Origin of the sequence: Streptomyces sp. NPDC051041, assembly GCF_044456065.1 — a bacterium.
Classification (GTDB): domain Bacteria; phylum Actinomycetota; class Actinomycetes; order Streptomycetales; family Streptomycetaceae; genus Streptomyces; species Streptomyces glaucus.
In genome coordinates this window covers 355,372-372,957 of the sequence record NZ_JBITFM010000006.1, presented here as the reverse complement: position 1 = coordinate 372,957, position 17,586 = coordinate 355,372, and the positions used below count along the sequence as shown (strand labels likewise).

Sequence of the window (17,586 nt, the reverse complement as noted above, 5' to 3'; positions counted from 1 at the left end):
CCCTAACGACCGGGTTGCGTCGATGGGGCGTGTTGGGCGAGGGCGGTCTCCAGGGCTGGCAGGAAGCCGCGCACGTGAGGGTTGCGCTGTCGGCGACGGAGGTCGGCGGCAAGTTGGTGGAGCAGCGCCGCGCTGCGAGGCGAGCGGACGACATCGAGGCGGTCGGTGGCGATCTGGCCAATCTCGCAGGCTGCCTCCAGGTCTCCGTGCGCGCTGTGTCCCAGGGCCAGCCAGGCTCCCTCGAACAGGGCTCGGCGCTGGCTTGGGTCGCCGCGCGGCACGTCGTACGCCCCGGACCTGAGCATCTCGGTCCCCTGGGCGAGGAAGCGACGGCTCTTCTTTCCGTTCTCCGCCTTCTGTTGTGCACGACCCATCTGGATAAGGCCGTAACCAGCCTGGCAGTCCAGGTGGTTGTCGGTGAGGAAGTACATCCAGCGGGGCTCTTCTTGGCGGCCGTCCCGGCTTGCGATCAGTTCGCGTGCAGCGCCACGAGTGTGGGCGAAGTCGTTGTCACGGCCGGCGGCGGCGTACGCGTAGGCGAGCCGGGACAGGACCGACGCCCGGACGGCCAGCGGGGCGGCGTCGCTCGCACGGCGGGCGGCCTCACCGAGCGCGATGGCGTCCGCGGGGTGTCCACGACTCGCCGCCTGGAAGGAGAGGTCGCCCAGGATGTGGGCGCACAGGGGAAGATCGTTGACCTGATGCGCGGCCCGGAGCGCCGTGACGAAGTAGCGCTGCGCCAGTCCGTGATCGGCTGCGTCGAAGGCCATCCAGCCGGCCAGCTGACCGATCTCCGCGAGCGCGCGGATCAGACGGCTCGCGACAGTCGGAGAGTGGCCGCCTTCGCGAATCAGCAGCCCGACAGCCCGGAACTGTGCTCCGACGTAGGGCAGATGACGTGCCCCTCCGTGCTCGTCGTCGAGCAACTGGAGCATGGGAAGGTGCTGCTCGACCTGGTCCACGAGCGGATCGGTGCCGAGCGACGACGTCATTCGAGGCGTGTACTGGCCGCGTCCCGCGGTGCCGTCGAGGTACTGGGCGACGATCGCGAGGAGTCCCGCGCCCGAGATCGCGAGGAACCGGCGACGGTCGACGAGTCCTCCCATCACCCAATCCTCCACGATCGCCTCCATGCCCTGCGCGGTCCAAGGCCGCGCGAGATCCGTGTCCGCAGGGACCAGCGCTGGCGAGTCGCCCACACGGCCCTGCCACAGTTCGGCCACCGAGACATTCCTACCCAGCTCCTGGGAGAGCACGTAGGCGGCCATCATCGGCAACGGCGAGCGCGGCAGGGCGCCGGCGTCCCGCCAGTGGTACGGCGCCGACTCGGCCACCGTCCCCGCGCCGAACACTCGGTTGAGCTTGCGAGCGAGCGCCTTCGGGCTCCACCCGAGTTCGTCGAGGCACCCCGCCAGTACGACGTTGGGCTCGCCTGTCTGCGGTGCCACGTGCGACCACCCTTCGCTCCAGTGGTTCGTCCCATCACTTCGCGAGCCCCATGGTGATGCCCCTGGGCAGACGATTCACCGCCGTCGCACGGAAGTTGACCGAGTTGACCCACTGATCGGGTCCTGCCTGACCGTCCCCCTCCTGTGTTCTTGGATCCCGGCGGAGGCGCCCGTCTTCCGAGCCGACGGAGAAAGAGGTGGGCCTTGAGACAGCACACGAGCACCTCCCCACGCCGACCGGGCGGTGTGCTGGACCGTGACGCCGGACGACCAACCTCCGACCCTGGACAGGGGCTTGTCACTGGAGACGGCACGACCACCCTGATCACGGATCTGCCGTACGGGCCGGAAGCGGCCGAGGTCGCCCGGGGCGCCGTGACGCTGGCACTGCGCGGCGCGGAGACGGACGTACTTGCCGATGCTCGCTTGATCGGATCGGAGCTCGCGACGAACGCCTTCGTCTCGGGCAGTCCGCCGTTGGTTCCCTGCGTCGACCGCAGGAGTCTGGCCAGCGGCGGCCTGGAGATCGAGGTCACCGTCACCGACGGCGGCTGTCCCCGACCCGCACCCGCTTCCCCTACCGCTCCCGACGAGCAGGCCGAATCAGGACGGGGACTGGTCATCGTCGATGCCTTGGCCGATGCCTGGTCGCTGACGACTGGCACCAACGGCTCTCGTGCCTGGTGCCGACTCGCCCACAGGCCGTGCTCTTCGTCCGCCGGCACCTGATGTCCACGCCTGCCCAAACCCGTCCTCCAAGGAGGCACCACACAGTGCGCATCGACCATGCGACTTCCCCACCCTCACTCACGGCTGTGCCGGAGGCCGCTCGCCAGCCCAGGGTCGTCGTCGCTCTCCACGAGGGCTTCCACGGAGCGGAGTCGGGCACCGGCTTCAGCAACCGCGCCTTCCTCACGGCACTGGCCCGGCTCCTGCCGGCAGGCCGCCTCTCAGTGATCACCCCGCACGTGCCCGAGGCCGCGGGAACGCACGATCAGCGGTGGGCCGGCGAGGTGCGGCAGATGCTGCGACAGGCCGCAGCCGAGGTCATCACGATCCCGAAGGTCAACGCGCCGCCGGACTCGGTCCGCGGCTCGGTTCAGCTGTGCGACCTGGCAGGCGAGGCGGCCATACGCATCGCCGCGCGCGCGAGCCGGTGCCTCCTCGTCGGCCTCGACATCCCGTTCCTCGGGCTCGCGCCCTACACGTCGCCGACCACGGACCTGCTGCTCGTGCCCCGCTCCACGACCGCGCTGACGCGGCCCAAGGACGTCTCCCGCGTCCGCTGGGAGCGGGACGCCCTGCGGGCGGCGACACTCCGAGGTGCGCGCGTCGGGGCCATCTCCTCCCACATGCGAGGCCACCTCGTAGTCAACTACGCCGTCCCTCGGTCGAGCATCGTGAGCATCCCGAACGGACTGATCCGTGAGGAGATGGTCAGGCCGACCACGGCTCTGCCGCTGCCTTTCAAGGCCCGCGCCGGATTCCTTCTCGCCATGGGCCGCGCAGTCCCGACGAAAGGCTTCGAAGATCTCCTGGAGGCGTTGCGCCTGCTGAAGGAACGCGGTGTCCCCGTTCCTCACCTGCTGCTGGCTGCCGTGACCTCGGAGGAACACAAGCACCCCTCCTCGTACCAGCAGGACCTGGCGGCACACATCCGCGCGCACGATCTGGACGCGACTCTGATCACTCGCTTCACCCCCGCGATCCGTGCCTGGCTGCACAGCCCGGCCCTACGCGCGGTCATCGTTCCCTCTCGCGAGGAGCCCTTCGGCCGGATACCCCTGGAGGCGTTCGCAGCCGGTGCGGGCCCGGTGGTCGCGACCACGGCCGGCGGCCTGGCTCAGACCGTCATCGACGGCGAGACCGGCTTCACAGCCGCACCACAGGACCCCAGGTCCCTGGCATCCGCCCTGCACCGGACCCTGACCGTCCTGCCCCGAGAACGCGATCGACTCCGGAGCGCCGGGGCGGCCCTGGTGCGCTCCCGCCACGACTACGAGGCCAGCGTCGGTTCCGTCATAGGCCGCATCGCCCCTTGGGCGCTGGCGCAGCCAGCCACCGCGGAGGGCCGCGCGCGATGAACCGGCCGGTGGTGCTGATCAGCCTGGAGTCCCCGCACTCCTTCTGGCGGCTGTCCTCCGAGCACGAGCGTGCGCTGTCCGCCGCCTTCCCCGGCATCGCGTTCCGCAGGGCGACCGAGGAGGCCGTGCCGCACCAGCTGGCCGACGCACACGTCTACTTCGGGTGGCGATTCGTGCCCTCGTGGCTGTTCGCCGCGCCACATCTGAAGTGGATCGCTTCCCCGGCCGCCGGCACCGACCATCTGCCCGTCGCCGAGGCGCACTCCGTCGGGGTGGCCCTGACCCGCTCGTACGGCTTCCACGGCAGGCCCATGGCCGAGCACGCCATGGGCCTGGTCCTGGGCTTCTCCCGCGGGCTGTTCACCAGCCAGCGCGTCCAGCGGAACCGTGCCTGGTGGAAGGACGACCTGGCCGAGGAGTTCTTCGACCTGGCGGGGGCGACGATGACCATCGTCGGCTGCGGCAGCGTCGGACGCCACCTCGCCCAGGCCGCTCGGGCCTTCGGCATGAACGTCATCGGAGTGCGCCGGACACCACCTGCGGCTTCCGAGGATGGGATCACGTGGGTGCACACGACGGCGGTGCACCAGGCGGTGTCCGTCGGCGACGTAGTGGTCAATCTGCTGCCCGCGACCCCGGCGACGGACCGCTACTTCGACCACAACCTCTTCTCGGCGTGCAAGCCCCGCTCTCTCTTCCTCAACCTCGGCCGCGCGGCAACCGTCGACCAGCCGGCCCTCCTGGCCTCCCTCGACACCGGCCACCTGCGCGGCGCGGCCCTGGACGTGTTCGATCCGAAACCGCTGCCCGCCCGCCATCCGCTGCGGCTCCACCCCCGGGTCGTACTCACCCCGAAAAGCTCGGTGTTCTGCCGCGCGTACATGGACGAGGTGGTGGCGTTCTTCGCCGACAACCTGCACCGCTACCTCTCGGGCCAGCCTCTCAACGGCCTGGCCGAGGCGCCCGCCACCCGCTCTCCGCTCGTAGGAGGCTGACCAATGCCCACCGCAGACCACGACGACCTGGCCGCCGCCTTCGCCGCCGCAGGCCGCAACCACCCCTACCTGGCCTTCACCCTGAACTCGCTGTGCAACCTGGACTGCGTGTTCTGCAAGCCCCGGTGCATGCCGGACTACGGGCACAAGGACCGGCCCCTGACCGCCTCCGACTACGCGGCCATCGCCACCGAGGCCGGGGCCTGGAAGATCAGGAAGGCGCACTGCTCCGGCGGTGAACCGACCCTCCGAGCCGACATCCTCGACGTCATCGCGGGCCTCGCCGACGGCCTCGGGCCCGATGCCGCGATCGGCATGACCAGCCACGGCAACCTGCGCCGGGGGCTGAGCGTCGAACAGCTCCACGACGCCGGCCTGACCTACCTCAACCTCAGCCTCCACAGCCTCGACCCGGCGCGGTCCGCCGCGATCATGGGCGGCGGCGACCCGCGCATCACTCGGAGCACCCTCGACGCCGCCCTCTCCCTCGGCCTGCGAGTGAAGATCAACTGCGTTCTTCAGCGCACCTACCTGGGTGACGCCTTCGCCGTGGCCGAACTCGCCCGCGACCTGCCCATCGCCGTCCGCCTGATCGAACTCCAGAACATCGGCCCCGCCCAGGCGCTCTTCGACACCGAGTTCATCACCGAGGCAGAGGTACGCGACCGTCTCCACGAGTGGTTCGCGAACGCCGGCGAAGTCCCCCGGGACCAGCTGGGCGTCCGTAGCCCCGGGCAGTACCTCCGTCCCGACGGTTGGGCGGGGTCGATCGGCTTCATCTCCAACTCCAGCTGCGCCACCTGCTCCGACGCCAACCGGATCAAAATCACGCCCACCGGAGTGGCGCGACCCTGCATCCTGCACAACCGCGACATCCCCCTGAAGCCCTACCTCGCCGACGGCACCCTCAGCGACGCCTTCGCTCACCTCTTTCAGGCCATGCTCGACCGCAACACCAACGACGCCTGGCAGGGCTTCCACTACGTCGACTACGACCTGCGCTGGGACCGGATGGAGCGCCCCGAAGGAACTCCGGTCCTACCCCTGCTCCCCGTCCTCCCCACGGGAGCGGCCGGCCCCTCCTGTGCCCGCGCCTCCACCGGGGAGCGGTGATGATCGTGGTCGACGCGCCGCCTCTCTACCAGGAGCTCGGCGCTCTGTACGAAGGCGAGCTGGACGCTCACGGCGTCGGGGCCGTGATGCTCACCCATAAGTGGCAGCCGGCCGACCTGCTGGCTCCGCACTCCGACATCGACGTACGCGTCCTCCTTCCCCAGGCCCCCGCCGACTGGGAAGAGTGGAACCACCGCCTGGCCGCCGCACACGCCACCGCAGTCGACCGGGAAGTCGTCCATCGACGTCTCCTGGAGCACCCGCCCGGCTTCGCGTTCACCGTTACCGAAGCGGACGGGCGACTCGTCTCCGCGCCCGAACTCGCGACCTGGTCACTGATCAGCGGCAGTGCCCGGGACTTCCACCGCTGGAAGTCCCGGGCCCAGATGGCACCTTGGTGCGAGGTCGATGAGCGGTTCTACCGGGGGATCCTCCAGGCCCGGATGGGCGGCCGATACCAGCTGGCCGCAGACAGCACGGACAACGTGGCCGGGAACATCACCGCATACCGGCGCCACTGCGTGGCGTGGCACTACCTTGCACCGTGCTGGTTCGCTGCCGCCGCACTCGCGACCCGGACCCGCTGCCCCGGAAAGACGGCGGCCCTCACCCAGTGGCGGCCGGAGGGACTGGACGGATATGCCGAGCTGTTCCTTCGGCACTCGGAGAACCGCTCCGATGTCCGATCACGGAGTCCGCGCCACCTGCTGCGCGCGGCCCATGTAGCCCTGGAGGCGGCCATGCGCCGCGTTCCTGATGGGGACCGCCCCGACGGCCAGGGGCAGGAGCACGCTCGTACCGACTGGGTGATGACCGCGGGGATGCTCCGCGTACGCGTCGCTCGCTGGGTGTACTACCTCGATCCGCCGCCCGGCGTGGCGACCGAGTACCTGATCCGGCGGGAGGCGAAGGAACTCCGCTCCGCCGCACAAACGCTGACCGCGCTCGCGGCAGGCGAGGCGACTGCCGCCCAGCGGCTGGCCGCCCGGATGGCGGCGTTGATCCCCACCGGACCGACCACCGCCGACACCCTGCGCACAACGCTCGCGCGCTGGCACCAGCAGAAGACCACCCTCCAGGACTTCCTCAGCCTCACGCCCGACGACGTCCACCTCTGACCCAAGGAGTCTCGCCAATGACCGCGCGTGCGCCGGTGCCCCGCACCCTCAAAACGGCCAAGGTCAAGATCACCACGAAGTGCAACCGGCACTGCGACTTCTGTATCTTCGCCGACGGCGCCCAGGGCGAGAACATGCCCCTGGACCTGTTCTCCACCATTCTGACCCGACTGGAGACCATCCCCTTCCAACAGCTGCACATCAACGGCGGCGAACCCACTGTGCACCGGGACTTCCCGGCGCTCAGCGACGCCGCCCGCACGCGGCTGCCGGACAAAGTCATGGTCCTGGGCACGAACGCCATCACCCTGGCCCGCAACCAGCCGATCATGGACGCGACCCTCCGCTCCTACGACCAGATACTCATCGGCTGCGACGACGAACACGGGAACTACGACGAGGTGCACGCCGTCGTCCCCCGCCTCCGCGAAGCCGGCAAGACCGTGGTCGTCAACAGCGTCCTGGAAGGCATCAGTTCCACCCGGCTCACGCAGCTCGGGACGCTCTGCGAGAAGTACGGCGCCATCCACGTCACCAACCACGTGCACCACGTCGACGTCGGCCAGCCCGCGAACGAGCTGCGCGGCCTCTGCGACCGCTACCTCGACCAGCACCTGATGATCGAGATGGACGGGTCCTGCTACCGCTGCTTCAACGCCATGGCGAAGGACGACAGCGAGTTCAGCATCTGGGACGAGGACTTCGCGGCCAAGGTGTTCGCGCCGCGCGCGCACCACTTCCGGTTCTGCCTGCGCTGCCACGAGTACACCGACTCCGGCGCCGCACTCGTCCCCGCCCTCACCGTCTGATCGGGAGGTACACCACCATGCCCGCAGTCCTCGGACTGAACTTCCACCACGACACGGCCGCCGCGTTAGTCGTCGACGGCCGCCTCTACGCGGCTGAAGAGGAGCGCTGGAGCGGCGTCAAGCACAACCACCCCACCCGCAAGGGCACGCTCACCGCCCCGACCCGCGCGCTCCAGTGGTGCCTGGAGGCCGCCGGCATCGAACCGGAGGACGTGGACGCCGTCTGGGCCGCCTCCATGCGCCCCAACCCCGCGGCCGGCTGGTGGCTGGCCGAGGAGCGGGAGGAACTCGCCGCCCTCCTGCCCGCCCCGCTCGGCGAACACCTCCGTCTCCTGTCCCACCACACGGCCCACGTGCTCTCCGGCTACCTGCTCTCCGGGCATGAGCACGCCGCGGGCCTCGTCATCGACGCCGGCGGCTCCTCACTCGGCTCCGACTTCGGCCCTGGCCGAGAGCGCATCACGGGGTATGACCTGTGGCCTGATCGCATCGATCGCCTCCACCAGGGCATGCCGGCCGTCGTGCCGGGCCCGGTCGGGCCTCGGCGCGTCCACTCCTCCCTCGGGCACTTCTACCGGAACCTCGCCCGGAGGGTGATCCCACCCGGCGACGAGCCCGAGGGCAGCATGATGGCGCTCGCCGCTTTCGGCGATCCCCAGCGCTACGGCGCACACGTCCGCGAACTGGTCCGGCTCGGAGACGAGGGCGAGGTCCGCATCGATCATCCGTGGGGTTCGGCGGACAGCAGCACACCGCTGCTGCTCGATGGCCGGGCCTGGACCGCCGACAACGTCGCGGAACAGCCGGAACACAAGCGTGCCGACCTGGCCGCTGCCGTCCAGGAGATCTTCTCCGAATCGGTCGTCCACGTCGCCCGCCACCTGCAACGACTCACTCGGGCCTCAACGTTGGTGTTCTCCGGCGGATGCGCCCTGAACTCCCATCTCAACGGCCAGCTGGCCGCCGACAGCGGTTTCGACACCCTCTTCGTCGCACCGGCCCCGCACGACGCCGGCACAGCCGTTGGCGCCGCGCTCTACGGCTGGCACTACCAGCTCGGGCAGGAGCGCCTGCCGGTGCCGACCGACGCGGCCTGGGGCCCGAACCCGGGCGCGTTGCCAACGACAACGGTACCGCCCGGCTATCACGCCTTGCCCCACCTCGGGCTCGGACTGCCGGCCACAGTGGCGGCACTGCTCGCCGAGCATCGCGTCGTCGGCTGGGTGCAGGGACAGCTCGAATTCGGGCCGCGTGCCCTCGGCCATCGCTCGATCCTCGCCCACCCCGGTCACGCCGCCACGAGGGACCGACTCAACGCGATCAAGAAGCGAGCCGCGTACCGCCCGTTCGCGCCGGCCGTCCTCGCCGAGAACGCCACGGAATGGTTCATGTCGGCGGGCGACCCCTTCATGAACCGTGTCGCCACCGTCCGACGGTGCCGAGCCGACCGAGTCGCGGCGGTCACCCACCACGACGGCACCGCCCGCGTCCAATCCGTCGCCGCCGACCACCAGGGCCTGTGCCACCTCCTTGAGCAGTTCCGCGACCTCACCGGACTGCCGCTGCTGCTGAACACATCCTTCAACCGCAAAGGCGCCCCGATCCTGCGGACCGCTGAGCAAGCCGTGGCAGCGGCGGTGGACCTGCGCCTCGACGCCCTCGCCGTCGGGGACACCCTGCTGCTCGCCGACCACGTCCCCGATCCCCGTGCCGCGTCCACTGGTACGAGGTGAGGCGGATGGACCCCATCGATTTCGACCACGTCCTGACCGTGCTCGGTGCCGCCGCATGGAGCCCGGACGAGCAGTCTCGCGCCCGCGTGGCCGCTGGCCTCGCTCTCACGGTCTACGACGGCTACACCCGAGACCAGGGCACCCCATACCTGGAGCACCCGCTGGCCGTCGTCAGGCTCTTGCGAACGGAGATCGGCGTCCGGCGCCCCGAGCCCCTCCTCCTCGCCCTCCTGCACGACGCCTTGGAGGTAGCGCCCGAGTCGGAAGCACTGCTCGTCCACCACCTCGGTGGCCCGTTCACCACCCGCCTGCGTGCCATGACGGCCGACCACCGCCTCGAACAGCGCCCGAAGTCCGTCGGCGACGAGATCCGCTGGCGCGCCAAGCAAGCCGCGCTCCCGCCCGAGGACCTCCTCGTCCGGCTTGCCGACCGCCTGCACAACCTGCGCGACCTCGCCGCGTCCCCGAACCTCGACCGGCGCCGACGGTTCCTCCATACCCTGGGCGATTTCCACCTCCCCCTCGCCGACGCCGCCCGCGGCCTAGGCCCCCATCTGGAGACCATGCACGCGCGCCTGCACGCCGAGTACGTCCACCACATACAGGAGGTACGTCCGTGAAACGGGTCGTCTACTCGATGGAGCCGGTCGGCCGGACCGGCGGGCGGGTCTACCTGCGGATGCTCCACGAAGTGATGGCCGACGACGTGGAGTGGCGCACCGTCCCGGACCACAAGCGGACCTACCGGGTCCGCCGCTGGCGCAAGCTCCGCCACCTCGCCCGCCTGGCACCTTCCATACGGGCGCTGCACGGCACCACCGGCACCTTCGTGTGGGACGACCTCAGCCTGCTGCTGTTCACGCCCGAGATGCGCGCCCGCACGGTGTTCCTCCTGCACCACTACGAGCCGCTCCAACATGACTCCGCCCCCATCGAGGCCATGCTCTGGGAGCGGCTGTTCCGCGTTCTGCCGCAGTGCGCCGCCGTCGTGTGCGTCGCCCCGTACTGGGCTGACCAGCTCCGCGCCCGAGGCGTCCGCAACGTACGGGTGATCTACAACGCATTCGACATGGCCGAAGTAGAGCAGGCACGCGGTTACGACCGGGCCGAGTGCCGCGCCGAGTTCGGCCTACAACCCGACGTGATCGGCGTCTACGCGGGCAAGGCCGTGCACTGGAAGGGGACCGAGGAGGTCTCCGCAGCACTGGCCGGCGTTCCCGGACTGCGGGTGATCACCAGCGGCAGCAACACCATCGGCCTCGACAGCGCGCACTACGACGTCGAACGCGAGCGGTACCTGCGTCTGCTGCGCGCCTGTGACGTCGGTGTCTTCCTCCCACGGATGCGGGAGGGCTGGAGCCGTTGCGCCGCCGAGGCTTTACTCCTCGGCCTGCCCTGCCTCATCCGTCCGGTGGCCGGCCTGGGCGACCTCGCCGCACTGGCTGGCCAGCCGACCCCGGACCTCCGCCGTCTCCCGGCACAGGTCCGGGAGCGTGCGGCGGCACGCCACACCGAGGCCAAGGCGGGGTACGAGGCCCTGGCCCGGTTCGATCTGAACTACTTCGGCGACGCCTGGGGCAACCTCCTGACGCAGGTCGCCTGACCAGCGGCTAAGCCTGCGCGACCAACTTCTTGCTGGCAGCTTCCAAACGGGGCAGCACGCGGTCCCGGCCGAGCAGCTCCATGGACTCGAACAGCGGGAGTCCGATCGTCCGGCCGGTGACCGCGACCCGGATGGGCGCCTGGGCCTTGCCCAGCTTCAGCCCGTGCTTCTCCCCGACGGCGAGCAGGACGGTCTTCAGGTCGTCCGCCTTCCAGTCCGCGACGCGGGCCAGCTCGGCGCGGGCGTCCGACAGGATGTCGCCGGCGCCTGCCTTCATCGCCTTGTTCCACGACGCCTCGTCCTCGACCGGCTCGTCGAGGAACAGGAAGTCCACATAGCTGGTGATCTCGGAAAGCAGCGCCAGCCGGGTCTGGGCCAGGGAAGCCGCCGCCTCGAAGACGTCCTTGTCGAACGCCTCCGGCCGCCACGGCGCGTACGGGGCGACGAGCCACGGCGCACAGGCGGCGGCGAACTGCTCCGGCGACAGGGCGCGGATGTACTCGCCGTTGAACGCCGTCAGCTTCTTCACGTCGAAGAAGGCCGGCGCGGTGTTGACGTCCTCGATCCGGAAGAGCTGCTCCAGCTCCTCGTACGGCCTGATCTCCCGGTCGTCACCCGGGCCCCAGCCGAGCAGCATGAGATAGTTCACCATCGCCTCGGGCAGGAACCCCTCGGCGAGGTAGTCCTCCAGCGCCACCTTGTCCCGGCGCTTTGACAGCTTCTGCCGCTTCTCGTTCACGATCACTGGCAGATGCGCCCACACAGGCGGCTTGGCACCGAGCGCCTCCCACAGCAGCTGCTGCTTCGGCGTGTTCGACAGGTGCTCCTCGCCTCGGATGACCTGCGTGATTTCCTCGTCCAGGTCGTCCACGACGTTGGCGATCAGAAAGACCGGGGACCCGTCACCACGGGCGATCACGAAGTCCTCGATCGCGCTGTTCGGGAACGCCGGCTCCCCGCGGACCAGGTCGACCACGACGGTCTCCCCCTCGTCCGGCGTCCGGAACCGCAGCGCCCGCCCCTCCTCGAATGCCAGCCCCCGGTCCCGGCAGAACCCGTCGTACCCGAGGTGCTCCGACCCCGTGCGCTCCTTCAGCTGCTCCCGGGTGCAGTCGCAGTAGTACGCCCGGCCGGCCGCGAAGAGCTGCTGAGCCGCTTCCCGGTGCCGGTCGGCGTTGTGCGACTGGAAGTACGGCCCCTCGAAGGCCGGGTCCTCACCATGGATGCCGATCGCCGCGAGCGCGCTGATGATGCCCTCGGTCCACGCCGGCTTGTTCCGGGCCGCGTCGGTGTCCTCGATCCGCAGCACGAACCTGCCGCCGGACTGTCGCGCCACCGCCCAGTTGTAGAGAGCGGACCGTGCACCACCGACATGGAACATGCCGGTCGGGGACGGGGCGAAACGAACGCGAACCGGGGCAGTAGACATGCGCTCCAGGGTACCGACGCCGGACCTACGCCTCGGACCACTCGCCCTACCTCCGCACCGACGTTTTTCGGCCGACCCGGTACTCCCCCTCGCCCGTCCCCTTCCACTGCACGTGCGTGCCCCTACCTCGGCTGACCGCTCGCCACAGCTCCAGCCGACCTCGACGGCAGCCACCCGGACACGCTCCACGCTCGCACGGATATGCGACGCCACGCCGGATACAAAGCCCCGCGACGCTGCCCTCGCATTCTCGATTGCGGACGCGATCGCGGCGTTCGTATCCTTCCGGGCAACGCGTTGACGGAGACGAGTAGCCAGGGACCACGCGAGCAGAGAGAGCCGCCGGCAGCTGGGAAGGCGGTCTCGCGCCCCGAGGCGAAGACCCTCCCGAGCGCGGGGAGGAACGGCCCCCTCTTGTGGCCCAATGCCCCGCCGGCCGGCCCCCGTCACCGGGTCAGAACGAGGCCGCCACCTGGTGGCGGTGAAAGTGCGGTGGTACCGCGAGTTGCCCTTCTCGCCCGCACTCCCAAGGGATCATGACGATGTCCTTCGGAGGACCGCAATGATCCATAGCCGCGTACATGTCTCCGACCTGCGAGAACACGTCGGCCGTACTGTCACCGTCTGCGGGTGGGTGAACACCCTGCGCCTGCAGAGCAAGATGCAATTCGTCGTCGTGCGCGACGGAACCGGCATGGTGCAGGTGACCCACAAGCGCGACAATGGGCCGCTGGAGGCCCAGCTGCAAGCCCTCACTCCCGAATCCGCCGTCAAGATCACCGGACGGGTCGTGGACGCCGCCCAGGTCAAGCTCGGCGGCCTGGAGATCGTGCCAGAGGGCGTCAAGGTCCTGAACCCGGCCGCCACCCCGCTGCCGATCGACGAGCAGACGGGGATCGAGCACCGGCTGGACTGGCGCTTCCTGGACGTGCGCCGCCGTCCCGCCGCCCAGCTGATGTTCGCCGTGCAGACCACCCTGGAGCAGGGGATGCGCGAGTACGCCTACGCGCGGGGCGCCACGGAGATGCACACCCCCAAGCTCATGGGCACAGCCTCGGAGTCTGGAGCGGAGGTCTTCGAGCTCGGCTACTTCGACCGCAGCGCCTACCTGGCCCAGTCGCCCCAGTTCTACAAGCAGATGGCGATCTCGGCCGGCATCGAGAAGGTCTTCGAGATCGGCCCCGTCTTCCGTGCCGAGGCGTCGTTCACCTCCCGGCACGCCACCGAGTTCACCGGCGTCGACGTCGAGCTCGCCTGGATCGACGGCGTCGAGGACGTGATGACGTTCGAGGAGCAGATGCTCACCCACGCCATCGCCAAGGTCGCCGACGCCCACGGTCAGGTCGTCCGCGAGCAGTACGGCGTGGAGATCACGGTCCCCACGACGCCCTTCCCCCGCGTCACCATGGCCGAGGCGCACGACATCCTGCGCAAGGGCGGTTGGAACCCGGAAGGGATCAAGGAGGACCTGGACCCGGAGGGCGAGCGACGCATCAGCGCCCATATCCAGCAGGCCACCGGCCACGAGTTCGTGTTCATCACCCACTATCCCGTGGGCAGCCGACCCTTCTACCACATGCGGCCGGCCTACGACCCGAGCGTGACCCTGAGCTTCGACCTGCTCTGGAAGGGCCTGGAGATCACCACCGGCGCCCAGCGCGAGCACCGCTACGACGTGTTGCTGAAGCAGGCCGCCGAGAAGCGCATGCGCCCCGAGCCGATGCAGGACTACCTGAACGCGTTCCGGTACGGGTGCCCGCCGCACGGCGGGCTGGGCATGGGCCTCGGACGCGTACTGATGGTGATGCTCGGCCTGGAGTCGATCCGCGAGGCCACCTTCCTCTTCCGCGGACCGAACCGGCTCACCCCATAGCCGACAGCTGCATTCTGACCACCTGCGATGTTCCGCCCAGTGCCTCGTCTGCTGAAAGCATGGACGGGTGAGTGTTCACGAACTGGGGCGCTGGGTGCCGGCTCGCCCGGAGGACCTGGCCGCGATGTTCGCCGAAGCCGACTTCCCGTGGTGGATCGCCGGCGGGTACGCGATCGAACTCGCCGTCGGTCGCGAGCTACGCCCGCACGGCGATCTCGACGTCCTGGTCCTCCGCCGCGCCCAAGCGCTCGTGCGGGACCTGCTGAACGACTGGGATATGCACGTTGCAGACCCGCCTGGCACGGGGCACCTGCGTCCCTGGCGTCCGGGAGAGACGCTTGAGGTGCCCCTCCACGACATCTGGTGCAGACGCACACGTGAGGCGCCCTGGTCAGTGCAACTCATGCTGGACGAGGCCGAGGGCGCCCATTGGGTCTCGCGGCGCAATCCAGGGGTCCGACTTCCACTCGGGCGAGTGGGACGAAGGAGTCCGACCGGAATCCCTTACCTTACGCCCGAGGTGCAGCTCTTCTACAAGACGAAGGCCACACGGGCCAAGGACGAGACTGACTTCGAAGCGGTATTGCCACTGCTGGACGAGTCGCAACGCGCCTGGCTAGCGGATTCGATCGCGATGACCGTCCCAGCCCATCCCTGGAGGAAACGTCTCTAGTCCGCAGACCGAAACCGAGAGGCCAGCCGTACTGCGCCGATGCCCCGACTACCTGAGCCGGGCTCGGCCCTCGGAGGGACTCAGCCCACTGCAGGCTCAGCAGGCGAGGTCTACAGCAGAGGCAGCGAAGTCGTCCTCAAGCTGCTGGGCAGCGTCGTCCTTCACATGCAGAACGTCAGCGTCGAAGAGCCTGGAAGTCAGCGCCTCGGTCAGGGGTGGGGGTACGGCGTTGCCGATGATGATCTGAACCTCGGTGTGGGTCAGCTCATAGCGCGGCTTGACCCTCTCGTCGACGAACTTGAAATAATCCGGGAAGCCCTGGATACGCGCAGCCTCGTGGGCGGTCAGACATCGGGGAACACCAGGGTGGACAAAACGCCCGCGTCCCATCGTCGCGAAGCCACTGGTAATGGTCTGAGACGGACGGTCCCACCACAAACGGCCGTACATTGCGGTGTAATTATGTTTGCCCTGGTGACACTTGGGGCGCTCTTCGTTCGGCAGATTGTGCACGTCATTATCGAAGAGATACTTCATACGCCGCTGATTGTCTGCGTTGGGCACGGCAGCTTCATCGAAAAATGACTTAGGTCGAACGTCGAGCAGGTCGCCGATCGCCCAACGCAGGTCATGGGGCGCGGCATTGTGGTCTTCGATCTTTAGCAGGTCAGCAGCAGAAAAGCCAAAAGGCAGCGCGTCTTCGCGGACGGCCAGCAGTATGTGGCGCTTGCGCGTCTGAGCGACCCCGAGCTTGAGTAGGTCGATACGACTGGTCGCAACCTCGTAGCCAAGCTTCTTGAGGTGAACGATGGCCCGGGAGACGACCTGCTGCTTGTCATTAACAACGGCCAGCACATTCTCGATGACGACTACACTGGGGCGCAGAACCTCTGCCGCACGAGCCATCCGCAGGTACAGCCGATTCTTGGGATCATCGCGGCGGGTGTGGTTGTTGAGGTTACTGTGCCCCTGACACGGCGGCCCGCCGATCAGAAGCTCCACCTCACCCACCATCGAGAGAGTTTCGGTTTCCTGAGCGGTCAACGGTGCGCCAAGGTCACCGTCAAAGTAGGATTCGACGGCTCCCTGTCGGACGTTGGCCTTGGGGAAGTTTGCTTTGAATACCTTCGTGGGAGCTGCCTCAAAGTCAACGGCGAGACGAACATCGAGCGAGACGTCATGCTTGCGGGCTGCCTGGGCAATACCGAGGGTGAGGCCACCGCAGCCGGCGAAGAGATCCACGACTCGCAGAGAGCCGACACCCTCCTCAAACTTCGGCCGCCGCTTGGCCCGCAAGGGGTGCCGCTCACCCACGTGTGCCCCCTCTGCGCTTGCTTGTAGAACCGGCGGAACGAGCGGTCATCGTACTCGATCAAGGGTGAGCGCGCGCGGCAGACCGACACCTACTGACTTCGGCTTGTCAGGGTGACGCTGGTTCGTCGAGGGTCAGGCCGGTACCGGCTATGAAGCCGTCGAGGGTGCCGGACCGGTACTGAAGGCGCTTGAGTCGGTTGCGTACGAGGGCTTCGAGCCGGTCGAGGGCGACGACGGCGAGATTGGCCAGGCTGCGTTTGACGTGCGCCCATACCCATTCGACGGGGTTGAGGTCGGGTGAGTAGGCGGGCAGGAGGAACACCGTCAGCCATGCACGTTCGGCGATCAGCTTGCCCATGGCGTGGGAGACGTGGGTGTTCAGCCGGTCCCAGACCAGCACGATGGGCGCCTTGACGAGCTGGTGGACGCCGTCGATCAGCGCGATGAAGTCCCGCTCGCCCATGCTGCGGCGCGTGCTCTTGCCCGCTCGGTGGATGCTCAGGCGGTGGCACAGCCGGGTCCGGGAGCCAGGCCGCATGGCGATCAGCCCGGCCACGGACAGGCGTCCCGAGCGCCGTCCGCTCACCGTCACCTGCGGAGTCACTCCGCGCCGGCCCCAGGTGCGTCCTCGGGGCGGCCGACGGGTGAACCCGGCTTCGTCCTCGAAGCAGATGTAACCCCCGCAGGCCGCCCAGGTCGCCTCCCTCCACACGGTGACGGCCCTCTCGTCGCGCTCGGCAACCCTGCGTGCGGGGACCTGCGGACTGAAGCCGAGCCGGTGCATCAGCCTCGTCGCGCCCGAGACGCTGTAGGAGACGTGGAACTTCCGGCCGATCAGCGTGGCCACCCGAGCGGCAGTCCACACCTGGTCCTCCACCCAGCCGTGCGCGGCCGGGCCCTGCTCCAGATATACGGCCAGTTTCTCCAGACAGCGCGGGGACAGCCGGCACCGCGAACCGCTCGGGCCACGCGAGGCCAGAGCCTCACGGCCACCCTCCCGCCACAACTGGTGCCACTGGTAAGCCGACTTCCGGCTCACCCGCAAGCGCTGTGCCACCTCCAGCGGCTTGATCTCCTGCTCGAACAGCTCGGCCGCCCGCATCCGCACCGACTCCCGACGCCGGCGGCCCGCAGCGGTCAGCCCGCCCCCATCCGCATATCTCACACACCACGAGATACAGCCACCACCCCCAGCCCATCAGGGACTTCGTCGAGGTTCACCCTGACGAGCTGAAGTCAGTAAGTGCCGCCTGAACTGCCGATCACGACGGTTCTACGCCTCACCTACCAGCATCACGAGCACCTAGGCCAGCCCATCAACCGCCATCAACTGCGGCGCTGCTGCTACCACGGCGTTGAGGGCCCGCGCTTCCTCAACGCGACTCACAGTCACC

The 17,586-nt window shown here is 68.8% G+C and carries 15 protein-coding genes; 11 read left to right on the top strand and 4 right to left on the bottom strand.

From position 1 onward, the window contains the following. Positions 1 to 2 precede the first annotated feature (2 nt). Positions 3 to 1,448 carry a carph-isopro domain-containing protein gene (locus ACIBAI_RS14080; RefSeq protein WP_399033946.1) on the bottom strand — a complete coding sequence of 482 codons (1,446 nt, stop codon included), beginning with the start codon at positions 1,446 to 1,448 and terminating at the stop codon, positions 3 to 5. 375 nt (positions 1,449 to 1,823) lie between these two features. Between ACIBAI_RS14080 and ACIBAI_RS14075 the strand changes: the two genes are divergently transcribed. Genes ACIBAI_RS14075 through ACIBAI_RS14035 form a run of 9 tightly spaced genes read left to right on the top strand, consistent with a single transcriptional unit; the run spans position 1,824 to position 10,903 of the window. Continuing rightward, on the top strand, positions 1,824 to 2,177 hold the full coding sequence (locus tag ACIBAI_RS14075; protein ID WP_399033945.1) for an ATP-binding protein: 354 nt from the start codon (positions 1,824 to 1,826) through the stop codon (positions 2,175 to 2,177). Positions 2,178 to 2,221: 44 nt separating this feature from the next. Then, positions 2,222 to 3,532 (top strand): glycosyltransferase family 4 protein, encoded by a 1,311-nt coding sequence (locus tag ACIBAI_RS14070; RefSeq protein ID WP_399033944.1) that lies wholly within the window; start codon positions 2,222 to 2,224, stop codon positions 3,530 to 3,532. Continuing rightward, complete coding sequence (locus tag ACIBAI_RS14065) at positions 3,529 to 4,527, top strand: D-2-hydroxyacid dehydrogenase (RefSeq protein ID WP_125505091.1); 999 nt, start codon at positions 3,529 to 3,531, stop codon at positions 4,525 to 4,527. Before ACIBAI_RS14070 ends, ACIBAI_RS14065 begins: the two co-directional genes overlap by 4 nt. A 3-nt stretch (positions 4,528 to 4,530) precedes the next feature. After that, on the top strand, positions 4,531 to 5,640 hold the full coding sequence (locus tag ACIBAI_RS14060) for a radical SAM protein (RefSeq protein ID WP_386785215.1): 1,110 nt from the start codon (positions 4,531 to 4,533) through the stop codon (positions 5,638 to 5,640). Beyond that, entirely contained in the window at positions 5,640 to 6,758 is a 1,119-nt protein-coding gene (locus ACIBAI_RS14055) for a hypothetical protein (protein WP_386785213.1), read from the top strand. Before ACIBAI_RS14060 ends, ACIBAI_RS14055 begins: the two co-directional genes overlap by 1 nt. A 17-nt stretch (positions 6,759 to 6,775) precedes the next feature. Then, the gene (locus ACIBAI_RS14050; protein ID WP_164439748.1) at positions 6,776 to 7,567 is read left to right on the top strand and encodes a radical SAM protein; all 792 of its coding nucleotides are present in this window, start codon (positions 6,776 to 6,778) and stop codon (positions 7,565 to 7,567) included. Positions 7,568 to 7,584: 17 nt separating this feature from the next. Further along, entirely contained in the window at positions 7,585 to 9,300 is a 1,716-nt protein-coding gene (locus ACIBAI_RS14045; RefSeq protein ID WP_399033941.1) for a carbamoyltransferase C-terminal domain-containing protein, read from the top strand. A gap of 5 nt (positions 9,301 to 9,305) precedes the next feature. Next, positions 9,306 to 9,920, top strand: a complete 615-nt coding sequence (locus tag ACIBAI_RS14040; RefSeq protein ID WP_125505096.1) for an HD domain-containing protein — start codon at positions 9,306 to 9,308, stop codon at positions 9,918 to 9,920. Further along, positions 9,917 to 10,903: a glycosyltransferase gene (locus tag ACIBAI_RS14035; protein ID WP_125505097.1), complete on the top strand. Its 987-nt coding sequence runs from the start codon at positions 9,917 to 9,919 to the stop codon at positions 10,901 to 10,903. Before ACIBAI_RS14040 ends, ACIBAI_RS14035 begins: the two co-directional genes overlap by 4 nt. 7 nt (positions 10,904 to 10,910) lie before the next feature. Here the strand turns inward: ACIBAI_RS14035 and gltX are convergent, their stop codons facing one another. Next, positions 10,911 to 12,284, bottom strand: a complete 1,374-nt coding sequence (gltX, locus tag ACIBAI_RS14030) for a glutamate--tRNA ligase (RefSeq protein WP_399033987.1) — start codon at positions 12,282 to 12,284, stop codon at positions 10,911 to 10,913. A 610-nt stretch (positions 12,285 to 12,894) separates the two neighbouring features. On the opposite strand from gltX, the gene aspS reads away from it, so the two are divergent. Then, entirely contained in the window at positions 12,895 to 14,205 is a 1,311-nt protein-coding gene (aspS, locus tag ACIBAI_RS14025) for an aspartate--tRNA(Asn) ligase (RefSeq protein ID WP_125505099.1), read from the top strand. Positions 14,206 to 14,329: 124 nt separating this feature from the next. After that, a complete protein-coding gene (locus tag ACIBAI_RS14020; RefSeq protein ID WP_399033985.1) occupies positions 14,330 to 14,878 on the top strand; it encodes a nucleotidyltransferase domain-containing protein in 549 nt (182 codons plus the stop codon). A gap of 96 nt (positions 14,879 to 14,974) precedes the next feature. Here the strand turns inward: ACIBAI_RS14020 and ACIBAI_RS14015 are convergent, their stop codons facing one another. Together ACIBAI_RS14015 and ACIBAI_RS14010 are read right to left on the bottom strand one after the other, a co-directional pair. Next, positions 14,975 to 16,120 (bottom strand): DNA cytosine methyltransferase, encoded by a 1,146-nt coding sequence (locus ACIBAI_RS14015; protein ID WP_399033938.1) that lies wholly within the window; start codon positions 16,118 to 16,120, stop codon positions 14,975 to 14,977. A gap of 178 nt (positions 16,121 to 16,298) precedes the next feature. After that, complete coding sequence (locus tag ACIBAI_RS14010) at positions 16,299 to 17,294, bottom strand: IS630 family transposase (RefSeq protein ID WP_399033936.1); 996 nt, start codon at positions 17,292 to 17,294, stop codon at positions 16,299 to 16,301. Positions 17,295 to 17,586 lie beyond the last annotated feature (292 nt).

Coding starts and splice junctions, on each gene's coding strand:
- ACIBAI_RS14065 (WP_125505091.1), top strand. CDS start 3,529: ATGAACCGGCCGGTGGTGCTGATCAGCCTGGAGTCCCCGCACTCCTTC.
- ACIBAI_RS14060 (WP_386785215.1), top strand. CDS start 4,531: ATGCCCACCGCAGACCACGACGACCTGGCCGCCGCCTTCGCCGCCGCA.
- ACIBAI_RS14055 (WP_386785213.1), top strand. CDS start 5,640: ATGATCGTGGTCGACGCGCCGCCTCTCTACCAGGAGCTCGGCGCTCTG.
- ACIBAI_RS14050 (WP_164439748.1), top strand. CDS start 6,776: ATGACCGCGCGTGCGCCGGTGCCCCGCACCCTCAAAACGGCCAAGGTC.
- ACIBAI_RS14045 (WP_399033941.1), top strand. CDS start 7,585: ATGCCCGCAGTCCTCGGACTGAACTTCCACCACGACACGGCCGCCGCG.
- ACIBAI_RS14040 (WP_125505096.1), top strand. CDS start 9,306: ATGGACCCCATCGATTTCGACCACGTCCTGACCGTGCTCGGTGCCGCC.
- gltX (WP_399033987.1), bottom strand. CDS start 12,284: ATGTTCCATGTCGGTGGTGCACGGTCCGCTCTCTACAACTGGGCGGTG.
- aspS (WP_125505099.1), top strand. CDS start 12,895: ATGATCCATAGCCGCGTACATGTCTCCGACCTGCGAGAACACGTCGGC.
- ACIBAI_RS14020 (WP_399033985.1), top strand. CDS start 14,330: ATGTTCGCCGAAGCCGACTTCCCGTGGTGGATCGCCGGCGGGTACGCG.
- ACIBAI_RS14010 (WP_399033936.1), bottom strand. CDS start 17,294: ATGCGGGCGGCCGAGCTGTTCGAGCAGGAGATCAAGCCGCTGGAGGTG.